21 protein-coding genes and 3 tRNA genes are annotated in these 25,174 nt (G+C 55.8%); 3 read left to right on the top strand and 21 right to left on the bottom strand.

What is annotated here, in order from left to right; translation table 11 throughout:
* On the top strand, nt 1-2,054 hold a 2,054-nt coding region (locus K8V32_RS11880), incomplete at its 5' end, for a type I restriction enzyme subunit R domain-containing protein (RefSeq protein WP_524536737.1).
* Between the two features lie 376 nt (nt 2,055-2,430).
* Here the strand turns inward: K8V32_RS11880 and K8V32_RS11875 are convergent.
* From K8V32_RS11875 to K8V32_RS11860, 4 genes are read right to left on the bottom strand one after another with little or no spacing between them, the layout of a single operon-like run.
* Entirely contained in the window at nt 2,431-3,342 is a 912-nt protein-coding gene (locus K8V32_RS11875) for a hydroxyquinol 1,2-dioxygenase (protein ID WP_303907678.1), read from the bottom strand.
* A 21-nt stretch (nt 3,343-3,363) separates the two neighbouring features.
* Nucleotides 3,364-4,452 (bottom strand): maleylacetate reductase, encoded by a 1,089-nt coding sequence (locus K8V32_RS11870; RefSeq protein WP_303907675.1) that lies wholly within the window; start codon nt 4,450-4,452, stop codon nt 3,364-3,366.
* An 8-nt stretch (nt 4,453-4,460) separates the two neighbouring features.
* Entirely contained in the window at nt 4,461-6,275 is a 1,815-nt protein-coding gene (locus K8V32_RS11865) for an FAD-dependent oxidoreductase (RefSeq protein ID WP_303907673.1), read from the bottom strand.
* Nucleotides 6,276-6,312: 37 nt separating this feature from the next.
* On the bottom strand, nt 6,313-8,145 hold the full coding sequence (locus K8V32_RS11860) for an NAD(P)/FAD-dependent oxidoreductase (protein WP_303907670.1): 1,833 nt from the start codon (nt 8,143-8,145) through the stop codon (nt 6,313-6,315).
* 290 nt (nt 8,146-8,435) lie between these two features.
* On the opposite strand from K8V32_RS11860, the gene K8V32_RS11855 reads away from it, so the two are divergent.
* The gene (locus K8V32_RS11855; protein ID WP_303907667.1) at nt 8,436-9,479 is read left to right on the top strand and encodes an alpha/beta fold hydrolase; all 1,044 of its coding nucleotides are present in this window, start codon (nt 8,436-8,438) and stop codon (nt 9,477-9,479) included.
* Between the two features lie 78 nt (nt 9,480-9,557).
* Here the strand turns inward: K8V32_RS11855 and K8V32_RS11850 are convergent, their stop codons facing one another.
* From K8V32_RS11850 to K8V32_RS11810, 9 genes are all read right to left on the bottom strand, one after another.
* Nucleotides 9,558-10,556: an AraC family transcriptional regulator gene (locus K8V32_RS11850; RefSeq protein WP_303907664.1), complete on the bottom strand. Its 999-nt coding sequence runs from the start codon at nt 10,554-10,556 to the stop codon at nt 9,558-9,560.
* 143 nt (nt 10,557-10,699) lie between these two features.
* A tRNA-Ala gene (locus K8V32_RS11845) sits at nt 10,700-10,772 on the bottom strand.
* Between the two features lie 6 nt (nt 10,773-10,778).
* A complete protein-coding gene (locus K8V32_RS11840) occupies nt 10,779-10,898 on the bottom strand; it encodes a DLW-39 family protein (RefSeq protein ID WP_211343964.1) in 120 nt (39 codons plus the stop codon).
* 21 nt (nt 10,899-10,919) lie between these two features.
* Nucleotides 10,920-10,993 (bottom strand) — tRNA-Ile (locus K8V32_RS11835).
* 118 nt (nt 10,994-11,111) lie between these two features.
* Complete coding sequence (locus K8V32_RS11830) at nt 11,112-12,356, bottom strand: ABC transporter substrate-binding protein (RefSeq protein ID WP_303907658.1); 1,245 nt, start codon at nt 12,354-12,356, stop codon at nt 11,112-11,114.
* Nucleotides 12,353-13,435: a branched-chain amino acid ABC transporter permease gene (locus tag K8V32_RS11825; RefSeq protein ID WP_303907655.1), complete on the bottom strand. Its 1,083-nt coding sequence runs from the start codon at nt 13,433-13,435 to the stop codon at nt 12,353-12,355. Before K8V32_RS11825 ends, K8V32_RS11830 begins: the two co-directional genes overlap by 4 nt.
* A gap of 5 nt (nt 13,436-13,440) precedes the next feature.
* The gene (locus K8V32_RS11820) at nt 13,441-14,322 is read right to left on the bottom strand and encodes a branched-chain amino acid ABC transporter permease (RefSeq protein ID WP_303907652.1); all 882 of its coding nucleotides are present in this window, start codon (nt 14,320-14,322) and stop codon (nt 13,441-13,443) included.
* A 3-nt stretch (nt 14,323-14,325) separates the two neighbouring features.
* Nucleotides 14,326-15,036 (bottom strand): ABC transporter ATP-binding protein, encoded by a 711-nt coding sequence (locus K8V32_RS11815; protein ID WP_303907650.1) that lies wholly within the window; start codon nt 15,034-15,036, stop codon nt 14,326-14,328.
* On the bottom strand, nt 15,023-15,739 hold the full coding sequence (locus K8V32_RS11810) for an ABC transporter ATP-binding protein (RefSeq protein WP_303907680.1): 717 nt from the start codon (nt 15,737-15,739) through the stop codon (nt 15,023-15,025). Before K8V32_RS11810 ends, K8V32_RS11815 begins: the two co-directional genes overlap by 14 nt.
* A gap of 352 nt (nt 15,740-16,091) precedes the next feature.
* On the opposite strand from K8V32_RS11810, the gene K8V32_RS11805 reads away from it, so the two are divergent.
* On the top strand, nt 16,092-17,474 hold the full coding sequence (locus tag K8V32_RS11805) for an aminomethyl transferase family protein (protein WP_303907646.1): 1,383 nt from the start codon (nt 16,092-16,094) through the stop codon (nt 17,472-17,474).
* Nucleotides 17,475-17,481: 7 nt separating this feature from the next.
* Here the strand turns inward: K8V32_RS11805 and K8V32_RS11800 are convergent.
* From K8V32_RS11800 to K8V32_RS11765, 8 genes are all read right to left on the bottom strand, one after another.
* Nucleotides 17,482-17,555, bottom strand: a tRNA-Ile gene (locus K8V32_RS11800).
* A 55-nt stretch (nt 17,556-17,610) separates the two neighbouring features.
* Nucleotides 17,611-18,090, bottom strand: a complete 480-nt coding sequence (locus K8V32_RS11795) for a hypothetical protein (RefSeq protein WP_303907643.1) — start codon at nt 18,088-18,090, stop codon at nt 17,611-17,613.
* A complete protein-coding gene (gene relB, locus K8V32_RS11790) occupies nt 18,087-18,446 on the bottom strand; it encodes a type II toxin-antitoxin system RelB family anti-toxin (protein WP_303907641.1) in 360 nt (119 codons plus the stop codon). The genes K8V32_RS11795 and relB overlap by 4 nt, the downstream gene beginning before the upstream one ends.
* Nucleotides 18,447-18,512: 66 nt before the next feature.
* A complete protein-coding gene (locus K8V32_RS11785; protein ID WP_303907638.1) occupies nt 18,513-18,935 on the bottom strand; it encodes a hypothetical protein in 423 nt (140 codons plus the stop codon).
* Between the two features lie 187 nt (nt 18,936-19,122).
* Entirely contained in the window at nt 19,123-19,605 is a 483-nt protein-coding gene (locus K8V32_RS11780) for a DUF3566 domain-containing protein (RefSeq protein WP_369681069.1), read from the bottom strand.
* Between the two features lie 2 nt (nt 19,606-19,607).
* On the bottom strand, nt 19,608-22,196 hold the full coding sequence (gene gyrA, locus K8V32_RS11775) for a DNA gyrase subunit A (RefSeq protein WP_303907635.1): 2,589 nt from the start codon (nt 22,194-22,196) through the stop codon (nt 19,608-19,610).
* A 55-nt stretch (nt 22,197-22,251) separates the two neighbouring features.
* Complete coding sequence (gyrB, locus tag K8V32_RS11770) at nt 22,252-24,345, bottom strand: DNA topoisomerase (ATP-hydrolyzing) subunit B (RefSeq protein WP_303907632.1); 2,094 nt, start codon at nt 24,343-24,345, stop codon at nt 22,252-22,254.
* A gap of 252 nt (nt 24,346-24,597) precedes the next feature.
* A complete protein-coding gene (locus tag K8V32_RS11765) occupies nt 24,598-25,098 on the bottom strand; it encodes a DciA family protein (protein WP_303907628.1) in 501 nt (166 codons plus the stop codon).
* Nucleotides 25,099-25,174: the final 76 nt, after the last annotated feature.

The following is a 25,174-nucleotide window of genomic DNA, read 5'->3' as shown; positions in this document are numbered from 1 at the left end:
GGCAAGTGCTGGATCGCCAATTACAAGACGCGGTGGATCAGCTAACCACGACCACGGGCACGTTTCAGCCGATTACCTCTGGGTCCGAGGGTTCCAAGACCGACCAGGTCTTAGATGCCTTGGCTGCCGATACCCCGATTATCGGGTTAACGCTGCAAACCTTTCCGTATGCCTTACAGAAGGTCCGCGATGAAGGAGGCAGGATAGCGGGACGCCGGTTCGCGGTGATTGCTGATGAAGCGCACTCCTCCCAAACGGGGCAAGCTTCAGCGGCGCTGAAGGAACTGTTGTACACCAGCACCGACGACCCGGATGAGGCTGATGAGATTGGGGCGGATCAAGATGCGTTAGCGCGAATGGCCGCGCAGGTCGATGCTGATGATCGGATTAGTTTCTTCGCCTTCACCGCCACCCCCAAAGAAAAGACGATGGAGTTATTTGGACAGCGCAACTCCACTACCGGGGAGTTGGAACCTTTTGACCTGTATTCGATGAAACAGGCCATTGAAGAAGGCTTTATTCTGGATGTGTTGCAAAATTACACCAGTTTTGAAGTTGCCGCCCGGATCGCTAGCAAAGCTGACACCACCGACTCCCCTGGTCCTGACGATGAGGTGGATGTGCGGCGGGGGACCAGAGCCATCCTGGCCAAAGTCGAGTTACATCCCACCAACGTGCGCTCCAAAGTCCACGAGATCATTGAACACTATCAACGAGTCGTCCGCCCCGAACTCGGCGGGAAAGCCAAAGCGATGGTGGTCACCGCCTCCCGGGCGGCTGCCGTGCAGTATCATCGGGCCTTCCAGGACGAGGTGAAACGCCGTGGCCTGGATCTACAATCGATGGTGGCGTTTTCTGGTGAGGTCCCCGACCCGGACGTGGAAGTCATACATGGCGCTGCGCGCCCCACCGTCACCGAGGCGTCAGAAAACCCTGGCTTACATGGCAGGGATTTGGCGACCGTGTTCAACCAGGCGGGGCAGCATGTACTGATTGTGGCTAATAAGTACCAGACCGGGTTTGATCAGCCTCTATTGGTGGCGATGTATGTCGACAAACAACTCTCTGGGATCGCCGCAGTCCAAACTCTGTCGCGGCTCAACCGCCGTGCTCCAGGCAAAGACAAAACCTATGTTCTGGATTTCGTCAACGATCCAGAACAAATCCGGGACGCGTTCCTGCAATATTATGAAGACGCGCATGTGCAGACGGAATCCGATCCGGAACTGATTGCGGATCTTCGCACCACGTTAGAAAACCAGAACATTTTCACCCACTCCGAGGTGGATCAATTTTGGACCGAGTGGCGATCGTCCGCACAACGCCACAATGCGGTCTACCAGTCCTTAGAACCGGCCAAGGAACGGTTTGCGCACCGGTGGCAACAAGCCGTCTATGCGCAAGACACCGCCCAACTCGACCAACTCATGGCCTTCCGGTCAGCACTAAGCCAGTACCCGAAAGCCTACGCGTTTTTCTCCCAGATCCTAGACTACGGGGACCCCTTTTATGAGAAACTCTCCGCCTATGCTGGGCTCTTAGCGCGGTTGCTCAAGGACTTCTCCACCGACGAGCCAGACCCGGGTGCCGTGGACATCTCAGATGTCGTGCTGACCCATTACAAGTTAGAAAAGATCCGCGACGAAGCAAACCTCAGCCTGGCCTCCGAAGAGACCCCAGGCTTGCAAGGCCTCACCGAAGCTGGCATGAACCGGGCCGCCGAGAAAAAACGCGCAGCGATGGCTGAAGTCATCGAGAAAGTCAACAAATACCTCGGTGATCTGGAAGCCTCCGATGAATACAAAGTCGGCTCCCTGAAACTGCTCACCGACCAAATAGCCGCTAACCCCACGCTGCAGCAACAATACCGCAGCAACACAGCCATCGATTTTGTGCATTCTCCAGCTCTGGTCGAGGTCTCAGAAGACGCCTTATGGAGCCACGAAACCCAAACCGATGAAATCATCAAACGACTCCGCGAAATGCCCAACCAGGACCGCATCCAACTACTCATCGACGTCGGACTCCTCGACGCCCTAGAACAAGCCCAATAAAATCACACCCAGAACACTCCACACCGCAGCCATGAGCAGCAGCAATGATCTTGCCCCTACTCGCCGCGCTTGTGGAGTGTCGTTCCGGTTCGCCCCAGGCACGACTACGCAGGAATAGAACCATAACCCACAACGTCGAGTTCAACACAACAACACCGTGACACAGCCTGCGTTAAAATCGAGCGCCGAGCATGAGCTCCGAACCAACACCACCCTCTTCCTACTCTAAAGAAGAATCTCGCCAGAACGGGCAAGCAGGGGTACAGGACTCCGACCTACCTTTCATGATTCATTGGCATGGTATCGCGCACCGGAGGCCAAAAATCTGCTGCTGACCTGCGCACTTGGTCAATAGAGCTACTCTTATGCAATGCATTTAGACATTTTCCGGGGCCAATACGATATCGAATTCAACTCGCGACCAAGTTTGATCTTCCAAATCGCGACCATCCGGGGTTGGTGCGCTAGCCGGTTGCTCTTCAAAGTTCTTGATCAGGGAGTCTTTCACGCCGAATACAGTGTCGGATTGTAGTAGCTCATCACCATCAACAAAAATATGGGTGACCAGAGTCCGCAGGTTCTCTGCCGTCACCATAAAGTGAAGGTGCGAAGCGCGCATTGGTGACCGCCCAGTAGCGTCGAGCATCTTACCGACGGGACCATCATAAGGAATAGGATAGGGGGTCGGTGTTAAGCCCCAGAAACTGTAATTTCCGTTCTCATCCGAATACAGGTGAGCTCGTCCTGAGACGCGGCCATCAGTATATTGCACATCGTAGAACCCGTCGTCATCAGCTTCCCAAACTTCGATTCGTGCGTTTGGCACGGGATTGCCGTTGGTATCTTTGACGGTTCCTTCAACCCAGCATGGTTGTCCCGGAGCTCCTCCAGCAATGTCACCCCCAATTGGAATCTCAGGCGCATCTTCAACGAAGAACGGACCAAACACCGTCGCCTCAGTGGCATCTTTATAGGTCGCATTGTTGACGTTGATCGTTTGCATTGAAACGCCAAGGACGTCGGAGAGCAATATGAATTCTTGACGCTTATCGTCGGTGATGTGGCCTACGTCAGTGAGAAATTCAATTGCGGTGTTCCACTCTTCTTCAGTCAGCCGCACGTCCCTAACGAAAGCGTGCAGATGTGTGACGAGCGACCGCATGATCTCTTTGAGACGCGGGTTTTCACAGTTGTCGAATGAAGCCAGGACGGTATCCGTGAGTGTCTGCTCGACTGCTTGTTGGCCTTGAGAGACTGCTGAATTCGTGGTGGTGTCTTGATTGTGCATGGCAGCTTCCTTCACTTGTTGCTATGACCGAACCGGTTCGTGGAGAAGCACAGCCGGATCTTGCCCGACCAATGCTGCTTGGAGCAAACGCGTTAGGTTCTCTGATGTGACTTTTCGAGGATTGTTGGCTGGGATCGAGGGGAGACTGATCTCAACCGCCTCTGGGATACCTTCAGCGGTGAACCCATAATCTTGGAGGGCTTTCGGTGCATCTAGCTTTGCACGCAAGTTCTGCAAACCTTCAAGCGCAGTCGGCGTACCGAACGCTGCAGCAATGCGTTTTTCTGCGGCGGGAGCCATCGGCGCATTGAATGCCAGGACGTATGGCAAGACCGTTGCATGCGTTTGTGCATGCGGTAGATCAAACGTGCCACCGAGAACGTGGCAGAGTTTATGGTGCAGCCCAGATCCTGCCGAGGCAAAGGCTACTGCCGCGAGATAGGCCCCGTACAGGGCTTGGTCGCGCCCGTCGGTTCCTTGTGGGTCATCAACGATCTTGGGGAGCCCTTCTGCCAGCGCCCGAATACCTTCTGCCGCCAGCGCGGCGTTGATGGGATCGGCACGAGGGGCCCACAGCGAGTCGATGCAGTGTGCCATACCGTTGAGACCCGATGCCACAGATAGTTCGACCGGTAGAGATAAGGTCAGGTCAGAGTCGTAAATGACCGTGACCGGGAGCACCCGATCATCTGAACCAGTGGTTTTGCGAGCGTCTTCAGTAAGGCCCCATACGTTGGTCGCCTCGGAGCCGGCATAGGTAGTTGGAATCGCGACAATAGGAAGCCCTGTTGTTAGGGCAATAGCTTTAGCCAGTCCTGTAGTCGACCCTCCCCCAACGCTCACCAGGACGTCAGCGTTTACCTCAGCTGCTTGTGCACGAGCCTTTTCGGCCTTTTCTACCGGCACATGCATAACGACATCGTCGTAGTAAAGTGCCACATCGATTTCTTTGGTGACATCACGCGCAAGTCCCGCTTCTGGGCTTGCTGCGATGACCATGACACGCTGTGCTTCTAGGCGCTCAATTTCTTCTGCGAGGTGTTTCGCAGCCTGTCCGGCCCCGAAAAGAACGCGTTGCCCAAGTGTAGTGTGTGAAAATTCTAGTGCCATATGATTCCTTAGCTCGCGACGGTTGCCGGAATAGTTGTGCTCATCATTGAAGACAGGGCCGTTTTCAGGCTATCTGCCGGGTTCTCTGGCGTATTCTGGACGCGCCAGCCAACGTGTTTATCGGGGCGGACGAGGACAGCACCGTCTTCTTGAACCCCGCGAATACGCTCCCAATCAAAGTAAAGGTCGGTGTATTCTTGACCCGGTCCGATGACGACCACTTTGATGGGGATATTCAGGTTCTCGGAGATAGCCTCCGCCGCTTCGATCCACCCTTGGCCGGTAATGCCGGTAAATAAGGTGAACTGTGTGTAATCAGCAAGATCATGCGTTGAGAATTTTTCTCGAGCATTGCCCACCCACACGTGCGGTAGACGAGCTCCAGGAACAGTCGACGGTTCGTAGTACAGCTCTGGGTCTTTGCTCGATACAGGTTGGGGCGACCCATCAGATTTGATGGCGCCCGAGACATAGAACTGTCCCATTTCTACACCGTGCGCGTTGAACTCATAATTCTTGAGCTCCATGGCTTCCCGCACAGCAGCACGCTTCTTTGCGCCCTCCGCGGTATTGTCCTTACGCGACTCGATAGCAGCGTACATTTCCTCGGGAGTCTGATCAGGTGCGATACCTAGTGCTTCAAAGAGGGCACCGAATTCACGAGCTGATTGGTTTGCTCTGGTTACGATCTGTTTTGCGACCGGCGCGCGTTCCACCGTATAAGTATCTAGGAGGTCCGTGCCGGCTTGCCCTTTCAGGACTGCAGCTAGTTTCCAGGCGAGGTTATACGAATCTTGGATCGAGGTATTCGACCCGAGCCCGTTGCTCGGCGGATGCTTATGGATCGCATCGCCCGCACAGAACACACGACCAGATTGCAAGGTCGTTGCGTACTGCTCGTTGTTACCCCACAGGGAGACCCCAGTCAGCTCGACCTCAAGATCCTCTGAACCAATGAGGTTTCGCACTACCTTGAGCGCATCGTCTTCGGTGAATTCTGGCACTCCTTGACTGATATCGAAGCCCCAAGTGATGAGCCATTCGTTCCATGGACGGACCATACGCACCAGACCGGCGCCAATTCCCCCAATGTTGGAGCCTGGTTGGACGACCCAGTACAAAACTGACGGGCGATGATCCACCAATTTTGCAAGATCTGCTTTAAAGGTGATATTCATCGATCCGGCGATATCCATTTGACCTTCCATTGGAAGCTCAATATCGGCGGCGACTTTCGATCGAGCCCCATCTGCACCGATGAGATACTTCGCCCGAATGGTGTACTCACGACCTGTGAGGCGGTTTAGTACGCGGACGGAAACGCCGTCGTCATCCTGCGTATGAGAGAGATACTCCGTCGAGAACTGCGTCTGGGTGCCTCTCATGGTCGCATTTTTGACCATGATCGGTTCCAAGTACGTCTGCGGGATGTCGCAGTTCAAAGACGGTGACGCCAGCTCATAATCCGCATGCCGAGCAGGATGGGTTCCCCATGTCAGGATGCGCCCAATCTCCTCACCGGCTAGCGAAGTGCAGAAAACAGTATCGCCGATCATTTCATGCGGAGTGGCTTCGGCGAGGACTTGATCTTCTATCCCAACGTCTCGAAAAATCTCCATCGTACGCTGGTTCGTGATATGCGCACGTGGGGTATTCGCAGTCCACCGATACTTCGTGATCATAATGTTTGGAATACCCAGGGTGGACAAAAACAGCGCTGCTGAGGAGCCGGCAGGCCCCGACCCCACAACCAGTACATCAGTTTCTACTACATCGGTGTCCGGTGTTTCGGTTTCACGGATGCCATCATCGAACGTGACCATGTTACCTTTTCTCGTTTCTTAGCTTCCCGAATAATGACTAACCAGCTACTACGGTCGATGCCTCTTGCTCGTAAGCCGACCGGTTACCCAAACGATACACAGGGGTTGGAATCCCTTCATGACGAGCTTTCAGCTGCAGCGCAAGGTACCGCGAGAATGAGCGAGCATGTGCGATCAAGCTGCCGTGGAACCACAGGCCCTTTTGAGGAACTGGTTTCCACATGTTGCGGATCTCACCTTCCCATGGGCCTGGATCTGAAGCCGATTCGCCGGAACCAATGCCCCATACTCTTCCGACTTTGTCGGCTACGTCCTGCGAGATCAGTTCCGCCATCGTGCCGTACATATCTTGGAAACCGGTGGCGTAAATGACTGCATCGGCTGACAGTTCTCGGCCATCCTCAAGGATCACCGAGTTCTCGGTCAGACGCTCTACTCCTGAGCCGCTGGCGACCTTGATCTTTCCGTCGATGATCATCTGCGATGCGCCTACGTCGATGTAGTAGTTGTTGACACCGGTCAACGCACGGCCAAACAATCCCGAATCGCGCGGTCCGAAATCAAGCATGAAACCGGTGGCAGCCAGTTGTTCATAGAAGTCAGCATCGACTTTTTTGATCTGTTCGATTCCCATCTTCTGGATGTCAAAGAACAGCTGGAATGGTACTGAAGCAGAAAGGATGTCACCTTTCTCGTGATCGATACCGTTCTCTAGAGCTTCCTCTGAGTAGAGCGGGCCAAGCGTGTACTTGTTGAAGGTGCGTGGCTTCACGACATAGGTTGGCGTACGCTGGATCATCGTGACATCAACATCGTGTGCTGCCAGCGCTGCACAGATGTCGTGGGCTGAGGTGCCAGCTCCCACCACGACGACCTTCTTTCCTTGCATTTCTTCCGGCCCCTTGTGCTGCGAGGAGTGCTGCTGCACCCCCTGGAAGACATCTTGGCCGGGTAGTTCCGGCATTTGGAGTCGCGCGTGAGATCCCGTCGCCATCACCATGTGGTTCGGACGTACGATAACTTCTTCGCCATCACGGTTGACGCGAACCTCCCAGGTACCAGTAGCTTCGTCGTAGGTCGCGCTTTGTACCTCACTGGAACCCCAGTAGTTGAGTTCCATCATCTTGGTATAAGACTCAAGCCAATCGGCGAACTTATCTTTGCTCATATAGATTGGCCAGTTGTCTGGGAACGGGAGATACGGCAGGTGGTTTTCATACACTGGGTTGTGCAATTGCAATGTACGGTAGCGCTTGCGCCAGTTGTCACCAGGACGTTCGTTGGTTTCGACGATGAGAGCTGGTACACCGAGCATGCGCAGTCTTGCGCCTAAGATAATGCCCGAGTGTCCCCCACCAACGATTAACACGTATGGCTGCTTCGTCACCCCGATTTCCGCGAGCTCTTGTTCACGGCGTTCGCCCCAAGTTGGGGCCGCGATAGCGTCGATACCTTCCACGAGACCAAATGGCCGTTCGATACGGCCCTGTTCTTCATGGCCTTTGAGGTCTTGCATGGTGGTGAGAATGGTGAAGATACGACCATCTCGGACCCGTATGTACCCATAGCCATGAGCCTGCTGCGTCTCAAAACGAATGAAGCCCTGTGATACAGGACCATCCTGCTGGGCTAGATGTTCCTCATCGATCTCCCAGTTCACCGGACGGACATCAGCAAGGCGTGCTTCCAACATGTCGCGAATTTCATCTCGTCCTTCAAGGGTGATCAAGTTCCAGGTGAACGATACAAAATCGCGCCAGTAAGAATCTTCGTGAAAAAGTTCCATGGCAGCGTCGATATCGTTATTTGACAGAGCGCTGTCGAGTTTCTGAAGCAGGGCAGTAATTTCTGAAACAGCAGTTACGGACATTTTGACTCCTTTAGAGGTTCAATATTGATCCTCAATGTAAGAGCGGGCCACATGTGAAGCAAGTCTCATTCAAGAATGACGTACGCCACTGAATCTGCGAACTTAGCGACGATGGCTCAGTAAAACAGCTTGTCATGAAGGGTTTATTGAGGGGTTCTCAGAACATGGGGTTCGATATATGCGCCAACTATTTACCAATACCTGCCATGACTTTTGACTTTTCCGGACACTCCCCACCGATCTCTAAGTGATCTGCGACACTATGAATACAACCGACTTAGGAGCAAAGTATGAATAATGCGCAAAACCAGACCGCCGGCACAGCGACGTCAACCGCACCCCATGAAGCGGAGGTTCCTCTCGTAACCTCACGTCGAGGGAATCTCTGGATACCAGGGGAGATAGTCGAAACGCCAAATGGCACAGTGCAGCGTGCTCCGTTATTTGCCTCATGGGAAGCTCCGGAAACGGTCCGCTTCCCATATCCTATCGTTTTAGTTCACGGTGGAGGGGGCCAAGGAACAGACTGGCAGACCACACCAGATGGCCGGCCCGGGTGGGCGACCCGCCTTGTCGAAGCCGGGTATGTGGTCTATGTCGTAGATCGCCCTGGTCATGGACGCTCCCCATACCACCCTAATGTTGTCGGGGAAATGGGCGGACCATTCCCATATGAGGCAGCTAACGGGCTCTTCTTCCCAGATGAAGCACGGGAGCAACAGACTCAATGGACCTTCTCTCGCTCTATTGGTGAGCCAGAGGTAGATCAACTCGTCGCTGCCATGGGGCCCCTACCTCATGACCTCGCTGAGTCCCAACGCATGGATGCAGACCGTCTAGCGCGACTCTTGGATCGGATCGGGCCTGCTGTATTATTTACTCACTCGGCTGGTGGGCCTGCCGGGTGGTTGACTGCTGATGCCCGGCCTGAATTGGTCAAGGGTATTATTGCAATCGAGCCTATTGGACCAGCTTTCGGCGGCTTTCCTGGCATCGGTCAATTAGATTGGGGATTGACAGCGGCACCCATCGGCTATGAAGCTGGATTCACTTCGGCGGAAGAGGTCAAGAATGCGAGTCCAGCTGAGCTGATCATACCCGCACTGAAAGATCTTCCGATCTCTCTCGTCACAGGTGGGGCCTCAGCCTTCGCTGGTTTTGCCGAAGAAGTAGTGGAGTTCCTCAACACCGCTGGCGCCGATGCCGCCTGGTTACATCTGCCAGAGCATGGTATCGACGGAAATGGTCATGGATTAATCTTCGAAGCTAACTCTGATGAGATCTTAAAAGTCATTCAACGCGAGCTTGACGAGCGTATTAATATCGAAGACTAACGAGCATTTCATAAGTCTGTCACTTCGAGACGCATCGGCGCTGGCACAACAGATGCCAGCGCCGATCATTCTTCAGCCCTACCGGGCTTGAGGGAGCTCCTTGCTTGAGCGCCGGGCATCTCGCGGCGTGATACCAAATCTTCTCCTAAAGGCACGAGAAAATTGAGAGGCGTGACGAAAACCAGCAAGCTGAGAAATCTCCCCTATGGATATCTCCCGCGAGCTTTCACCAGTCAGAAGTTTATAAGCGTTTTCCAACCGCACGTCACTAATGAATTTACCCACACTGAGATCCTTAGCAAAGAAGACTCGAGCCAGTTGCCTTTCACTGATGCCCACTTCTTTGGCTACATCAGCAACGGATAAGTCGGGGACGTGCCAGTGCGAGAGGATATATGCTTTCGCTGCGACGAAGTATGCCTCATCGGGCTTATGCTGGTCTGCAGCTACCAGGTGTTCGAATACCCTCTCAAAGACATTTTCAACCTGAGCCGCGTTTAATGATTTGCCTTCACGGAGCGTCTGGATGGTGGAAGCAAAGATCCGCCGGCTAGCGTTCAGCATGCTCGTGCTGCTGTTGCGAAAGAACAGCGGTTCATCCAGCGAACTTCTACCAGTCATGCGATAAAACCGGGATCGTGGGATCTGAAAAACATACTGGGCCATATCTGTTTTAAAGCCATACAGGAAAGGCGTATCTGCGTCATAAATTACTGCGTCGAGCGCATGCAGAGTAGTGACTCCTTGGCGGCTGTAGTAAAAGGCTTCGCCCTTATTCAGTAAACAAAAAGCTATGTCGTCAGAGGGGCTTTCCTTAAGTAAGTCATCCGACCGCTCTACTAAGTGTTCATTACCTGCAATAGCCGTCAGCTTGAGTGTCTTCAGCGACGAATGGACTAGAGAGCTAGAAATGCTCTCCTTTGCATAGCTCGACACCCTCAAGCCCAACATCGTGGTCCGTGTTTGCTCTTCCCACAATGGGATTCGCTCTTCAATTGGGGCACGTACCGTCGAAAATACCGACAGTGTTGGGCTAGATGGCTTTCGGGATGACGAACTAAGATCGTAAGTTTGCACGCAAAGACCCCTTCGCTATGATGTGACTAACATCATAACTCGCAGCAAACGTGCGACAAAGGATAGCAGGAGTACGCCACGTCATTATCGCGTGAAGCACAAAGAACCGGAACTGACTGAGCAGTTCCGGTTCTTGCAAAGTGTGGAGGCAAGGGGACTCGAACCCCTAACCCTCTGCTTGCAAAGCAGATGCGCTACCAATTGCGCCATGCCCCCGAGGATTTATTCGATTATATCTGTTGCTGCTGCCCAAATGTCTTGGGCTTCTTTACGATCTGCAACGATCTTATAAGTTACACCTGCAGCAGCGATCATGGCAAGTCCTAGAAGAACTTTTTTCATGTTCACTCCTTGTAAGTGTAGTGGGCGTACCAAGACTTGAACTTGGGACCTCATCGTTATCAGCGATGCGCTCTAACCGCCTGAGCTATACGCCCTCATTTCGGAACAGGTCAGCTACCCGAACCGAAATATAACCTTACACCCGATTTTCACAAATGCAAAATCGGGGTACGCGTTTAGGTTACAGCATAATTTGAGTCATTATATTATGCCTCATTCGAATGCTTCGGCAGCCTCATAGCCGGTACCGTTATATCGCTGTACGACAAGGCTGGATACTGCTGGCTGGCCATCCACGGTGGTGTCGACCGCTGTTCCCTCAAGCATCAGCGGTGCCTGGAAGTTGGATATGTCACGCAGTGCTGTCATGAAGTCCTCTCGGGTGGGTTCGTTCATGGATTTGAACGCTTCTTCGAGGGTTGCACCAATCATGTAGCTCCACATGCAGTGTGGGAAGTCAGGGGTGGTCGTATATTCACCGGAGTACTGTTCTAGGTTGGCAAGGAATTCTGTGACGTCCTCGTCGTCAGCGAATTCTGGACTTTGCGGTGCTTTCGCGAATGCCACGGTGTAGAAGCCGTCAGCTTCGTCAGCACCGGCCGGGTCGAGAATTGCGACAGGGCTGGAGGTGTTCGAGGGTAGGAACCAGCTTGGCGACCAGTCGAGTCCTTGGACGCGTTCGATTGCTGAAACGACTAGCGGGGTGATGGACATGGCGTTGAAGAAGACATCAGCGTCCGTGGCTGCTAGCTCAGTCAGCTGAGCATCCACTGACGTATCGGTTGCCTCATAGGTCAGCTCGGCGACGATCTCGATGTTGTCGGCGTCAGCGACGGCTTCTTTGAAGCCTTCGACGTACCCTTCACCGTAGTCGTCGTTTTGGGACAGCATCGCTACGGTGAGGTCCTCACCAGATTCTGCCAGCAGCTGGCCGAAGGCTTCACCTTCGTTTTGATAGATCGGAATGAAACCAAGCTGCCAAGGACTCTCTTCTCGATTACTGAAGATGGGGTCGCCGGTCTGGACGAGGACTTGCGGGACCTCGTTATCGATGGCTGCTTCACGGTAGGCACGGTTGGTCGGTGTGCCGAGGCCGGAGGTGAACGCGAAAACATCGCTTTGGTTTTGCTGGAAGTTGGTCAGTGCTCGTTGTGGGTCGTAGGCGTCGTCGTAGGCTTGGATGGTGACTTCACGGGTCTGGCCGTCGCCGAACTCGATGCCGCCGGCTTCATTGGCTGCCTCGAAGTAGGCCACCAGTCCGGCTACCGTACAGTTTCCTGGGCCGGCTGTTGCACCACTCAGCGGGGTGGTGACACCCACGGTGATGTTGTCTTCGGTAATCCCGGGGCTCGATTCTGCGTCGTCTCCCCCGCGACCACACCCGGTCGCGGCAAGTGCGATGACCGAGCTGAGCGCGAAGAATTTGAGGAGTTTGCTTGTCATACGGTGGGTAGTCATGATGAGTCTCCTTTATTGGAATCATGGGGTGCCGGCTCGTCACTGGTGGGCGTCCGAGAGGACCGCCGTCGGAATTGTCGTCGCAGTACACGCGGCAGACTGGCCAGACCGCCAGGCAGGATGAACAGCACGGCGAGCAGGATGACGCCTTGGATCAAGGCGGTGAGGGTGGGTGCCACATCGTTGGTGAAGTTTGGCACCATGACGTAGTAGATGCCGCCAAGCAGGGATCCGATGATGCTGGCGGAGCCGCCGACCACCATGGCGGCCAGCAGGTTGATCGAGTGGTGGAAGGCGAGGGTTTCGGGCGAGGTGTACTGGACTACGACCATGTAGAGGAAGCCACTGACACCACCGATCATGGCTGCGATCGAGAATGCCAGCACCTTATACCAATAGGGTGAGACGCCGACGGAGCCTGCCACGGCTTCGTTTTCGCGCACGATCTGTAGGGCGCGGCCGAAGCGACCCTTCACCAGGTTACGGACGAGAAGAAAGATGACGGCCGTGATGACTAACACGATGTAGTACTGCCACTGATCGTTGGCGAGCCCCGACCATTCTGGTGCCGACGAGAATCGCGCTGAAGTCCCTTGGGAACCACCGGTCAGCCCAGACAGACGTTTGGCCAGTGGCACGCCCACGACAGGAAGTGCCACGGTCACCATGGCGATAGCCAGCCCGCCCAGGCGGGCGGCTGCGAGCGCGATGATTAATCCGGCCAGCCCTGTGATGAGCAGAGTGAGGAGAAAGACCAGGATGATGTTCCAGTCCTGATTGACCCCGTAGGCGGTGGCATACGCCCCCAGCCCGACAAAGAAGATTTGTCCCAGCGATACCTGCCCGTTGTATCCCATGATGACGTTCAGGCCGAGCACTGCGACCGCAAAGACCCCGACGCGTGCCAGGGTTTGGTTGACCGGGATCGGCAAGAGTAAGGGTGCAATAACGAGCAGGACGGCGAAAACAATACCGAGCGTTATTTTCACCCAGGTTCGGTCGAATATGCTCTGGCCTGTCCCGTAGTCCTTATACGATCCAAGGCTGGTTGGCTTCTGCGTTGGCGCGGGCTTGGTCATGACGATTACACCCTCTCAACGCTCTTGCGGCCGAAGAGGCCTTCTGGTCGGATCAGCAGCACGGCAAACAGGAGCAAGAAGGGTACCGCAATCTTCAGATCATGCCCGATAAACGGCAGATAGACCGCCGCGAGGTTTTCTAGAATCCCAATCAGGCTGGCGGCAACCACAACGCCGACGGGGCTCGATATACCGCCAAGGATTACCGCGGCCAGGGCGTAGACGAGTGGCCCGTCCATCATGCCCGGGGTGAGTGTGAGTCGCGGGGCGACCAGCACGCCTGCCACCGCACCCAACGCAGCAGCGAGGCCCCAGCCGACCATGAGCAGGCGCTCGACCGGCAGCCCGGAAAATGCTGCCGAGCGAGGGTTATCGGCGACTGCCCGCAAGGCCAGGCCGATCCGGGTTTTTTGGAAGAGGAGCTGTAAGAGCACCATGATCGCAATAATCACGATGAAGGTGCCGAAGGAGCGCCAGCTAATGCTGACTCCCAGGACCCTGAAGAAATCCGGGGGAAACAAGGATGGTAGTCGGAGGTTGTTGTAGCTCCACAACCACCCTGCAATCCCTGTGGCGAGCGTCAAGAGGCCTACGGTGACGACCACGGTGGTGTGCATGTCGCCGCCTTCGAAGCGTCGGATGATAAACCGTTCGATGAGGGCACCCATGATGAATGAGATGGCGACCGATAAGAGGATGGCCAGCAGCAGTGGCACGTTCAAGCCCAGAAAAGTGTAGGCAAAGTATCCCGACAATACTGCTAGGCCGCCCTGGGCGAAGTTGACGACCCCGGTGGATTGGTGCACTAGCACGATCGCCAGTGCCAGTGCCCCGTAGACGGCACCCATGGCCAGGCCGTCGACCACTAGCTGTGCAAATGCTCCCATGCGTCACCCTCCCAGATAGGCCTTGCGAATCTCGTCACGGCCGCGGAGCTCCTCCACCGTGCCGGTTAGCACGCTGCGACCGGTTTCCAGCACGACCGCGGAGTCAACGATCGAGAAGGCTCGGTTGGCGTTTTGCTCGACAATGAGCATCGCCAGGCCGGTTTCTGCGCGGAGACGACCAATCGAGTCGTACACGGTGCGGGAAGTACTGGGGGCCAGTCCGAGCGATGCCTCATCGAGCAGCATGAGTTTGGGTTTTGCCATCCACGCGCGACCTACGGCCAGCATTTGTTGCTCTCCCCCGGAGAGTGCGGAGGCTGCTGAGTTCAGTCGTTCCTTGAGTTGTGGGAATAGCTCCAGCAGGTGCTCGATATCAGCTGCGATATTCTTTCGATCACGGCGAAGATACGCGCCGATCATGAGATTTTCCCGAACGGTGAGCCCCGTCAGCGTGCCGCGGCCTTCAGGGACGTGTGCGATTCCGAGTGCTGCCACTTGGTCGGGTCGTAAGCCACGAATATCCTTGCCCTCAAAACGGATGGTGCCGCGCGATCGCACAACACCGCTGATCGCCCGCAGCGTCGTCGTCTTTCCTGCTCCATTGGCCCCTAGGATCCCCACGGCCCCTTGTTGGGGAACGCTCAGAGATACCCCGTCTAATACTTGGACGGGGCCATAGAATGCTTTAAGGTCTGCGACTTCAAGCAACGCCATTGATCTCTTCCTCCCCCAGGTAGGCCTCCAGGACCCGTGGATCGGTTTGAACCTGCTGTGCGGTGCCCTCCATCAGCTTGCTGCCGTAATTCAGGACCACGACCTGGTCTGACAGTTCGGAGATCAGTCCCATGTTGTGTTCCACGAGAACAATGATTATCTCCCCTGAGTCGGCTAACCCGCGCACGGTGTCGGCGAAGGCGTCGACTTCGGGTTGCGATAACCCTGCGGCTGGTTCGTCGAGGAGTAAGAGCCGAGGTTTGGATAACAGCGCCCGGCATAACTCGATGCTCTTATGCAGTCCGTGAGAGAGTTCGTCTGGGGATTTCCATACGGCCCAGCCAAGGCCGACGCGCTCTAAGAGTTCAATGGCTTCGGCGCGCATGGCACGCTCGCTGCGCCACGTGGTAGGGAGTTTCAGCGCCCAGGCCAGCGGTCCCCCTGGGAGTCGTGAGTGTCCGCCAAGCATCACGTTTTCTAATACCGTGGCTTGGAGCTGTAGCGCCGGGTGTTGGAAGGTACGCGCTAACCCATGGCGCACCATTTGCGCCGGACGGGTATCGCTCACGACGGTCTCATCGATGCGAATGGAACCTGACGTGAGACGGTAGTGGCCACTGATGCAGTTAAAGAGCGAAGTTTTTCCAGCCCCATTGGGTCCGACGAGCCCGCAGATCGTTCCGGGCGCAACAGAAAAACTCACGTCTTTCAAGACATGGACTCCGCCAAAATGAAGACTGACGTCTTCCAGAGTCAAGGCAGCAGCATGGCTGTTCACACCCACTCCAACCCTAGGTGTTATTTACGTCACATTGAGTTCAGTATACAATTCCACCTCGAAATGTCATGAGAAAAATTTGCAATCTCTCCAAATCAACCCCGGTCTAACCCTGCCGACGAGCTCCTTGTCGCTAGCCGAAGGCGCGTATCTAATACGCTCGCGTTGGGTAATGCCATTGCTCCAACACGAGCGCTTTCATACACTAAAGTCACCGCCTCACCACGCATGAACGACTGCTCCACATCTGCTAGCCGATTTGATATGGATGATGAGCATGACCGAGTCAGAAAATCTCGCCCAAGCAATCGAACGCGTAGGAAATCCAGTTGAGCTGCTGCGCAACGCTCAATGGCCACCAATTACGTTCCCGATTCGACCAGAGTTCACCAACTGGCGAGATGAACAAAAGGCCTGGCGCACAAGTGTCGCGATCATGGACCAGTCGCACCACATGACCCAGCTGTTTGTGGGCGGCGCAGACCTCAACGCGCTCTTGGCATCCATCTCACCGAACACCTTCACGAACTTTCAGCCCGGGCGGGCAAAGCAGCTTATTAGCGTGAATCAGGATGGGTATCTGATCGGCGACGGGATTCTTTTCTACCACGACGATTCCCCAGAAGGCCGGGTGCTGATTGGCCACCACATTCTGATCGACTGGGTTCGGTTCCACATTGAAAAAGCCCAGGCTGCAGGCAAAGATATTCAGATGCGGTTGGAGTCCAACTCGGCAATGCGGGATGGGGATCCGACGCTGTACCGCTACGAGCTCCAGGGCCCCGAGGCCAACGCCGTCATGGAGATTCTGTTCAACGGTCCGGTACCGGACCTGAAATTCTTTCACATCGGCGACTTCACGATCGCAGGAAAAAGCGTCAAGGCCCTGCGCCATGGCATGGCAGGACAACCCGGATTCGAGTTCTATGGCCCATACGAAGATCATGAAGCGGTGCTTGCCGCCATCATGGACGCTGGCGAGGCCTATGGTATTCGCAGGGTCGGGGCCAAAGCCTATTCCAGCTCGCCACTGGAATCCGGATGGCTGCCCACTCCCCTACCGGCCATCTTTGATGACGACGCTGCGGAATATCGTCAGTGGTTGCCCGCTGTTCGCGTCGGCTCATTGGCCGGTTCGCTGTATTCCACGGATATTCGAGACTACTATGCCACCCCGTATGACCTTGGGCTGGGTCGCTCCGTGCGGTTTGATCATGACTTCCACGGCCGTGAAGCGCTTGAGCACCATGCAGAACACCAGCGGCGACGGAAAGTCACACTGGTGTGGGATGCAGATGACGTTGCCGCCGTGGTGAGGTCGCAACTCGAGGAGGGCACACCGGCGAAGTTTTTAGACTTCCCGAAAGCTCGGTACGGGTTCTATCAGATGGATGAGGTGCGGTTCCAGGATCGCAGGGTGGGCATTTCAACGGATGCTGGTTATCTGGCCTATCCGCAGAAGTACATGTCATTGGCCACGCTTGAGACTGAGATTGCTGATGGGGAGGTCGTCGAAATTATCTGGGGTGAGGATCCGATCTCAACCAAGCCGCAAGCGGATCAGGAACACCGGCAGGTGCGGATTCGCGCGACCGTGGCACCGGCTCCGTATCACGAGTACGTTCGGACAACCTACCGAGGAATTACCGAGCAGGAGTAGGAGTGAGTGGGCGTACCAAGACTTGAACTTGGGACCTCATCGTTATCAGCGATGCGCTCTAACCGCCTGAGCTATACGCCCTTGTTTCGGGACAGGTCAGTGACCCGAACCGAAATATAGCCTCCCACTCGATGGTTTAAAGAGCAAAGTTATCAAGTGGGGTATGACCGTCAGCTGCCAAAAGCGTCGGGCCCGGGAGTGTGGTGGGTAGATTGAGTTCGGGAGTTTGGAGACCGCTGGCCAACGTCCTCATGTGACTCACCGTAAAATCCCATAAAAGGTGACTGCCCCATTTTGCTGCCTTACTTAGGAAAGCTAGATACTCATCATCATTATCCAGTGCTGGGGTTTCCTCGAAAAAGTGCAAGACTTGCATCGTTGTTGCCGCGATCATGTGACTCTGGTTTACATTCGATGTTTGAATCTCACTTATGAGTGCAGCAGCGTTGTTTGAGCCGTCCGAGGTAGGCATAGCATTTACGAAGATCGTAAATGTTATTTCAAATAAATCTTCATCTTGATCAATGGGATTGCAAATGGATCTGACGATATTCGTCGCCGTGGGAAACCAATTGCACCCCTGCCTGAGATCCACGCCAGCTTTGTCAGAACTCATGAGGACCGTTCCAAATTGGGTTGAAACGGTTTTTCAAATGTATTCGCATAAGGTTCAATAAATGCACTGACGGGGCCTTCAAATGGTGAAACGCGATGTTCAACTCTTGCTCGAACGGCGTGTGCATAACGGCGTAAGGTGGACAGATGAGGGTTGCGGCTACCGGATTCTATTCTTGCAACAGCACCTTGGCTGATTCCCATCCGCTGCGCCACCTCAGCCTGTGAGAGAGTTCTCTTTCGAATCGCTACCAGTTGGTCGAGAAGTTTTTCATCTTCGGATACCAATAGGTCTGCTAATTGATCCAACGGGTCCGTTGGATCAATTCCAAGCAGCTCTTCGAGTTGAGAGCGCATATGCCACCTCCTAAAATTATGACTTCAGAGTCATATCTTTAGGGTAATGGTTGCGTGGCCATTGGTCTACCTGCCTTGAGCAATGTGACTCAATAATCGGCCACGCGCTGAGTCTATGTGGGTGTTTTGTTCTTCCACTCCAAGTGGCCCCGGCGCTTTCGTGTAAAAGGCTACGGCTAGCAGTTCACCATCATGGCTCTTACGCTCTGTGAAATAGAGTCTGGATAAGCGTGAAACCATGTTTCCGGAGTCATCAACAGTCGTGACATCATCATGTCGTAGTTCAAGCAGTTCTCGCCTGCTTCGAATCAGTTCATAGACATCATCTGTCTTCGCGTTCTTACCGTATTGCAGTAGTCCCTGTTCTGCGCGTTTCATTTTCGCGTGAAGTTCGCGCTTGAACAAACGCACATCGGAGTCGCCCATTGTTGAATTATTGAGCTCGCGATTAAGGTCGTTCATGAAACTGGTGGTCGGATCTTTCGGCATGCAATGTGTCCAGACACCGCCGTTGCCTGGTGTACCGTCCGGTCTCTGACACGACCTAGAGCCTGGTGGAAGAACGAACACCACGGTACCTCTTCTCGATCGTACTGTGCATTACATATGTCTACCCAGCAGAACAACAATGTTCTGCTGGGTAGACATAATTATTTAAAAAGTACTGGATCCTTTATTAGTCGTCAGTGAGCGTCAGACCCACGCCACCGACCAGAGAGGCACAAACGTTGTATAACAGCGCTGCCAGGGAGGCTGCGATGGTGATTAACACAACGTTTAGGACAGCAATGATCGTCGTCATTGATGCGACCTGACCCAGGGTGAAGAGCTCTTGAATCTGCGTTCCGCCGCCCTCGGTACCGAGGATGGTGCCGAGCAGGGCGTTGATGTCATCGAAGATGCCGGTCAGGTCCATGGTGGTCCACAGGAAGATGCCTGCGACCACGGTGACGATCCCGAGCCCTACGGACAGTAGGAAGGAGATCTTGAAGACCGACCAGGCGTCAATCTTGGCGACGACGAGCTTGGCGCGGCGTGCTTTGGCTTTTGGTGCCGGACGAACGAGACCTTTTCCGGCGCCAGGTTTGGCTTTTGGTTTGCCTTTGCTCGCCGGTTTGGTTCCACCCTTGGTGGTTTTGGCGGCTTGAGTCTTACTCAAACTTATGCTCCTTCGTCGTTCCGGTCAGTATCCGAGGATACCTGATCTTGGACGGTGGATTCATCTGGTGTATCGGTCTCGGCGTCGTCGCCTGCTTCAGCGTCATCGTCGAGGTCATCAATTTCGTAGTTCAGGGTGGCACCGACGATGCGGTCTTTCTTGCCTGGTGAGGCGAAGATGACGCCCATCGTATCGCGCCCGCGGATCGGAACTTGGGCGACGGCGGAGCGGACGACGTTGCCGGATTCCATGATGACGAGCACCTCGGAATCGTCTTTGACGACTTCCCCGCCGACGAGTTCGCCGCGTTCTTCTGGCAGGTTGGCGACCTTAATGCCGTAGCCACCGCGGTTTTGGGTGCGGTATTCCTCGACGGAGGTGCGCTTAGCGAAACCGCCGTCGGTGATCGTGAAGACATAGGAGTCCTCTTCGATGACCGCCATGGTGAGCAGCTCATCGTCCTCGCGGAACTTCATACCCTTCACGCCGGCGGTGGCACGGCCCATGGGGCGCAGTGCTTCGTCGGTTGCGGTGAAGCGCAGCGACTGACCCTTGCGCGAGATGAGGATGAGGTCGTCGGTCTCGTCGATGAGTTTGGCGGCGACCACTTCGTCATCGTCGTTGAGGTTGATCGCGATCAGCCCGGCGGAGCGTGGGCTGTCGTAGTCCTCGAGGCGGGATTTCTTGACCATGCCTGATTTGGTGGCCAACACCAGGTACGGGGCGTCCTCATAGGACTCCAGGGTCATGACCTGGGCGATGTGCTCATCGGGTTGGAAGGCCAGCAGGTTGGCGACGTGTTGTCCGCGGGCGTCGCGGCCGGCGTCTTGCAGTTCGTAACCCTTGATCCGGTAGACGCGACCGAAGTTCGTGAAGAACAGCAACCAGTTATGGGTTGAGGTCGTGAAGAAGTGTTCGACGACGTCCTCATCGCGTAGGGCTGCGCCGCGCACACCTTTGCCGCCGCGGTTCTGGGCGCGGTAGTTATCGACCTTGGTGCGTTTGACGTACCCGGAGCGGGTGATCGTGACGACGACTTCTTCTTCTGGGATGAGGTCTTCGATCGACATGTCCCCGTCATAACCGTAGAGGATCTCGGTGCGACGCTCATCGCCGTGGCGTTCGACGATGCCGGCAAGTTCTTCGGAGATGACTTCGCGCTGACGGGTTGGCGATTCCAGGATCGCGATGTATTCGGCGATCTTGGCTTGCAGTTCGTCGTATTCGTCCTGAATGTTCTGACGTTCCAGGGCGGCCAGTTGGCGCAGCTGCATCAGCAGAATCGCGCGGGCTTGTTCGTCGTCGATGGTCAACAGGGATTTGAGCTCTTCGCGGGCCACATCGGCCGAGGCCGAAGCGCGGATGGTCGCGATGACCTCGTCGAGCATGTCCAGGGCTTTGAGCAGACCCTGGAGGATGTGGGCGCGTTCTTCGGCTTTGCGCTTCCGGAAGGCGGTACGGCGGACAATGACTTCGACCTGGTGTTTGACCCAGTAGTGCACGAATCCATCGAGGCTCAGGGTGCGTGGCACGCCGTCGACCAGGGCCAGCATGTTGGCCGAGAAGTTTTCCTGTAGCGCGGTGTGCTTATACAGGTTGTTTAGCACGACCTTGGGCACGGCGTCGCGCTTGAGCACGATGATCAGGCGCTGGCCGGTGCGGCCGGAGGTTTCGTCGCGAACGTCGGCGATGCCCGAGAGTTTGCCCTCGTTGATCAACTCGGCGATGCGGCGGGCCAGGTTGTCCGGGTTGGCCATGTAGGGCAGTTCGGTGATGACCAGGCAGGTGCGGCCCTGGAGTTCTTCGACGTTGACCACGGCGCGCATCGTGATCGAGCCGCGGCCGGTGCGGTAGGCCTGTTCGATACCTGCGTGACCCAGGATTTGGGCGCCGGTTGGGAAGTCCGGGCCCTTGATGCGTTTCAGCAGGGCCTCGAGCAGCTCTTCGCGCGTGGCATCGGGATTATCGAGGTACCACTGGACGCCCTCGGCGACTTCGCGCAGGTTGTGCGGCGGGATCTGGGTGGCCATCCCCACCGCGATACCGGTGGACCCGTTGACTAACAGGTTCGGGTAGCGGGCCGGCATGACGGTGGGCTCTTGCTGCTTGCCGTCGTAGTTGTCTTGGAAGTCGACGGTGTCTTCGTCGATGTCGCGGACCATTTCCATGGCCAGCGGCGCCATCTTGGTTTCGGTATAACGCTGGGCGGCAGCGCCGTCGTTACCGGGGGAACCGAAGTTGCCTTGGCCCAGGGCCAGCGGGTAGCGCATGACCCAATCCTGGACGAGGCGCACCAGGGTGTCGTAGATGGCCAAGTCACCGTGTGGGTGGTAGTTACCCATGACGTCGCCGACGACGCGCGCGGATTTATTGAAGGAACGTTCTGGGCGGTAGCCGCCGTCGTACATCGCATAGATCACGCGGCGGTGTACGGGTTTCAGACCGTCGCGCACATCGGGTAGGGCGCGTCCCACGATCACGGCCATGGCGTAATCGAGGTATGACCGTTTCATTTCGGTCTGCAGGTCGATTTGATCGACGCCGGACCGCTGTTCTGGTTGGTCGGTGGTGGGGGTTTGCTCGTCACTCACGGGCTGTCATCTCTCCGGGTCTTAGAAAAGTGGTCTTCGCGGTTGGGCGGGTCGACTAGATGTCCAGGAAGCGGACGTCTTTGGCGTTTTCCTGGATGAAGTTGCGTCGGGATTCCACATCTTCGCCCATCAGCATGGAAAAGACTTGGTCGGCTGCTGCGGCGTCGTCCATGGTGACTTGCAGCAGGGTGCGCTGTTCTGGGTCCATGGTGGTTTCCCACAGTTCTTGGTAGTCCATTTCACCCAGGCCCTTATAGCGTTGGATCGCGTTGTCTTTGGGTAGGCGCCAGCCTTTTTCTTGGCCGCGTGCCAGGGCTTCATCGCGCTGGGCGTCGGTGAAGACGTGTTCATCAGCGTGGTTGGACCATTTGATTTTGTATAGCGGTGGCTGGGCCAGGTAGACGTAGCCGTGTTCGATTAGCGGGCGCATGTAGCGGAAGAGCAGGGTCAGCAGCAGCGTGGTGATGTGCTGGCCGTCCACGTCGGCGTCGGCCATGAGCACGATCTTGTGGTAGCGGGCCTTGGTGATGTCGAATTCTTCACCAATTCCGGTACCGAATGCGGTGATCATGGCTTGGACTTCGGCGTTGCCCATGGCACGGTCTACGCGGGCGCGCTCAACGTTGAGGATCTTGCCGCGCAGCGGCAGGATGGCCTGGGTGCGGGGGTCTCGGCCTTGTTTGGCGGAACCACCGGCCGAGTCACCTTCCACAATGTAAATTTCGGATTCTTCTGGATCCTTGGACGAGCAGTCACTGAGTTTGCCGGGCATGCCGAAGGATTCCAGCGGGGATTTCCGGCGCGCATTTTCACGGGCTTTTCGGGCGGCCACGCGGGCGTGTGCGGCCTGTTGGGCTTTGCGAATAATGTCGCGTGCCGGGCCGGGGTGAGCTTCCAGCCAGTCGCCGAGTTGTTCGGTCATGGCCGAGTAAACGTATCCGCGGGCCTCGGAGTTGCCCAGTTTCGTTTTGGTCTGACCTTCGAATTGTGGTTCGGATAGTTTCACCGAAATGACGGCGGTCAGGCCTTCGCGGATGTCGTCACCGGTGAGGTTGTCGTCTTTTTCGCGCAGGATCTGTTTGTCTCGGGCGTACCGGTTGACCAGGGAGGTCAGCGAGCCGCGGAAGCCCTCTTCGTGGGTACCACCTTCGTGGGTGTTAATCGTATTGGCGTAGGTGTGCACCGATTCGGAGTAGGCGGTGGTCCACTGCATGGCCACTTCAACGGACATGCCCATTTCGGTGTCTTCCCGGTCAAAGGCGATGACGTCGTCGTGAATCAGTTCGGCGCGTTTGGATTTATTCAGGTGGGTGACGTAGTCCAGCAGGCCGTTTTCGTACATGTAGTCCACCTTGCGCACGGTGTCCTCGGGTCTTACCTCAGGACCTTCTTCGGCCTCAGCCTGAATGTCAACCTCTGCCTCGGCCAGGGTCTCCCCGTTGGCCTCGCCGGCAATTTCATCGGCGTTGATAGTGGTTTCAACGGCTTGTTCGCGCTCATCGGTCAGTGTGATGCGCAGGCCCTTATTCAAAAAGGCCATCTGTTGGAAGCGCGCCCGCAGGGTTTCAAAATCAAAAACCGTGGTCTCAAAAATTTCCGGATCCGGATAGAACGTGACAATGGTTCCGGTGCTATCCGTTGCCGGACCCTGCTGCAGGGCGTTGTCGAGCACTCCCCCGTTTTTGAACGAGATATTCCAGACGTAGCCTTGGCGGTGAATTTCTGTTTCGACACGCGATGATAGCGCGTTGACCACCGAAACACCCACACCGTGCAGACCACCGGAGACGGCATACCCGCCGCCACCGAATTTCCCGCCGGCGTGCAGCACGGTCATGACAACTTCAACCGTGGGTTTATTTTCGGTCGGGTGCATATCAACCGGAATACCGCGTCCGTTATCTTCCACCCGCACACCACCGTCTTTTTGTAGCGTGACGTGAATGGTATCTGCGTGCCCGGCAAGCGCCTCGTCCACGGAGTTGTCGACGACCTCATACACCAGGTGGTGCAGTCCGCGTTCGGAAGTAGATCCGATGTACATCCCGGGCCGTTTGCGGACTGCTTCCAGCCCCTCCAGTACGGTGATGTCGCCTGCTTCATAGGAATGCTCAACGCGTTGCAGTTCAGACTGCGCCTGTGTAGGCATAGCTGGATTGTCAGTTAAATTTTCAACCACGGGCCGTATTGCTCCTGTGCAGATCTAAATCAGAAAAGTCTATAACGTGCTTATTCTACGACATTTTGCGTGCTTTCGCCCAAAATGCGGGGGTGCTGTCGGCTAAAATCTCTTCCAGAACGCCCAAAATTGCCTTTAGGGCGTCATCGTAGGCCCGATTATGCCCCCGGTATCGTCTGGCCGTCCACAAATCGCTCTACAGGCCCTTGACGCGACGCGAGTTTACCGCCACTGGCCTCTGCCGCGCCGGGAGTACCCGCTACCGCCGGGTCCCTTAATTTCTAATTTGGTGATGACGCCGGGCCCCAATCGCTCATCAAATGTATGCATTAACTGCGGAGTCAATAATCGCAATTGCGTTGCCCACGCGGTTGACGATGCCCGCAACACCAGCTTGGCGTTTTCAAAACTTTCGACCTTGGCGTTCTGCGCAATCTGGTCACCAACAACCGACGACCAGTCCGCTAGCACCGAGCCAACCGCAACCGGTTCTTTCCATCCGCGCTGGGCAATGAACTTGGAAAACACGTCCCCCAGTGGCTGCGGGCCGGCTGTCTGCACCGGTTGGTTATACTCAGTGCGCTTTTTCTTCCGACGTCGTTGGTGCTGACCGGCCATCCCCGGGCGGAATCCGGCCTCGGCAGCCGCCTGCCGCACCCGTTGCAGCGCCGCGGCTGCGGCATCAATCTGGTCCTGTACTTCTTCGTGCTCTGGGTCAGTCATGCTCGCCCTCATCAAGGAAGCGTGATCCTTCGGCGTCTTCGAACTGGTTGGCTTCCAGCAGTTTCAGCGTTTCAAG

The organism is Enteractinococcus helveticum (assembly GCF_020742345.1).
GTDB classification, from domain to species: Bacteria; Actinomycetota; Actinomycetes; order Actinomycetales; family Micrococcaceae; genus Yaniella; species Yaniella helvetica_A.
This window is presented reverse-complemented; position numbering and strand designations above follow the sequence as displayed.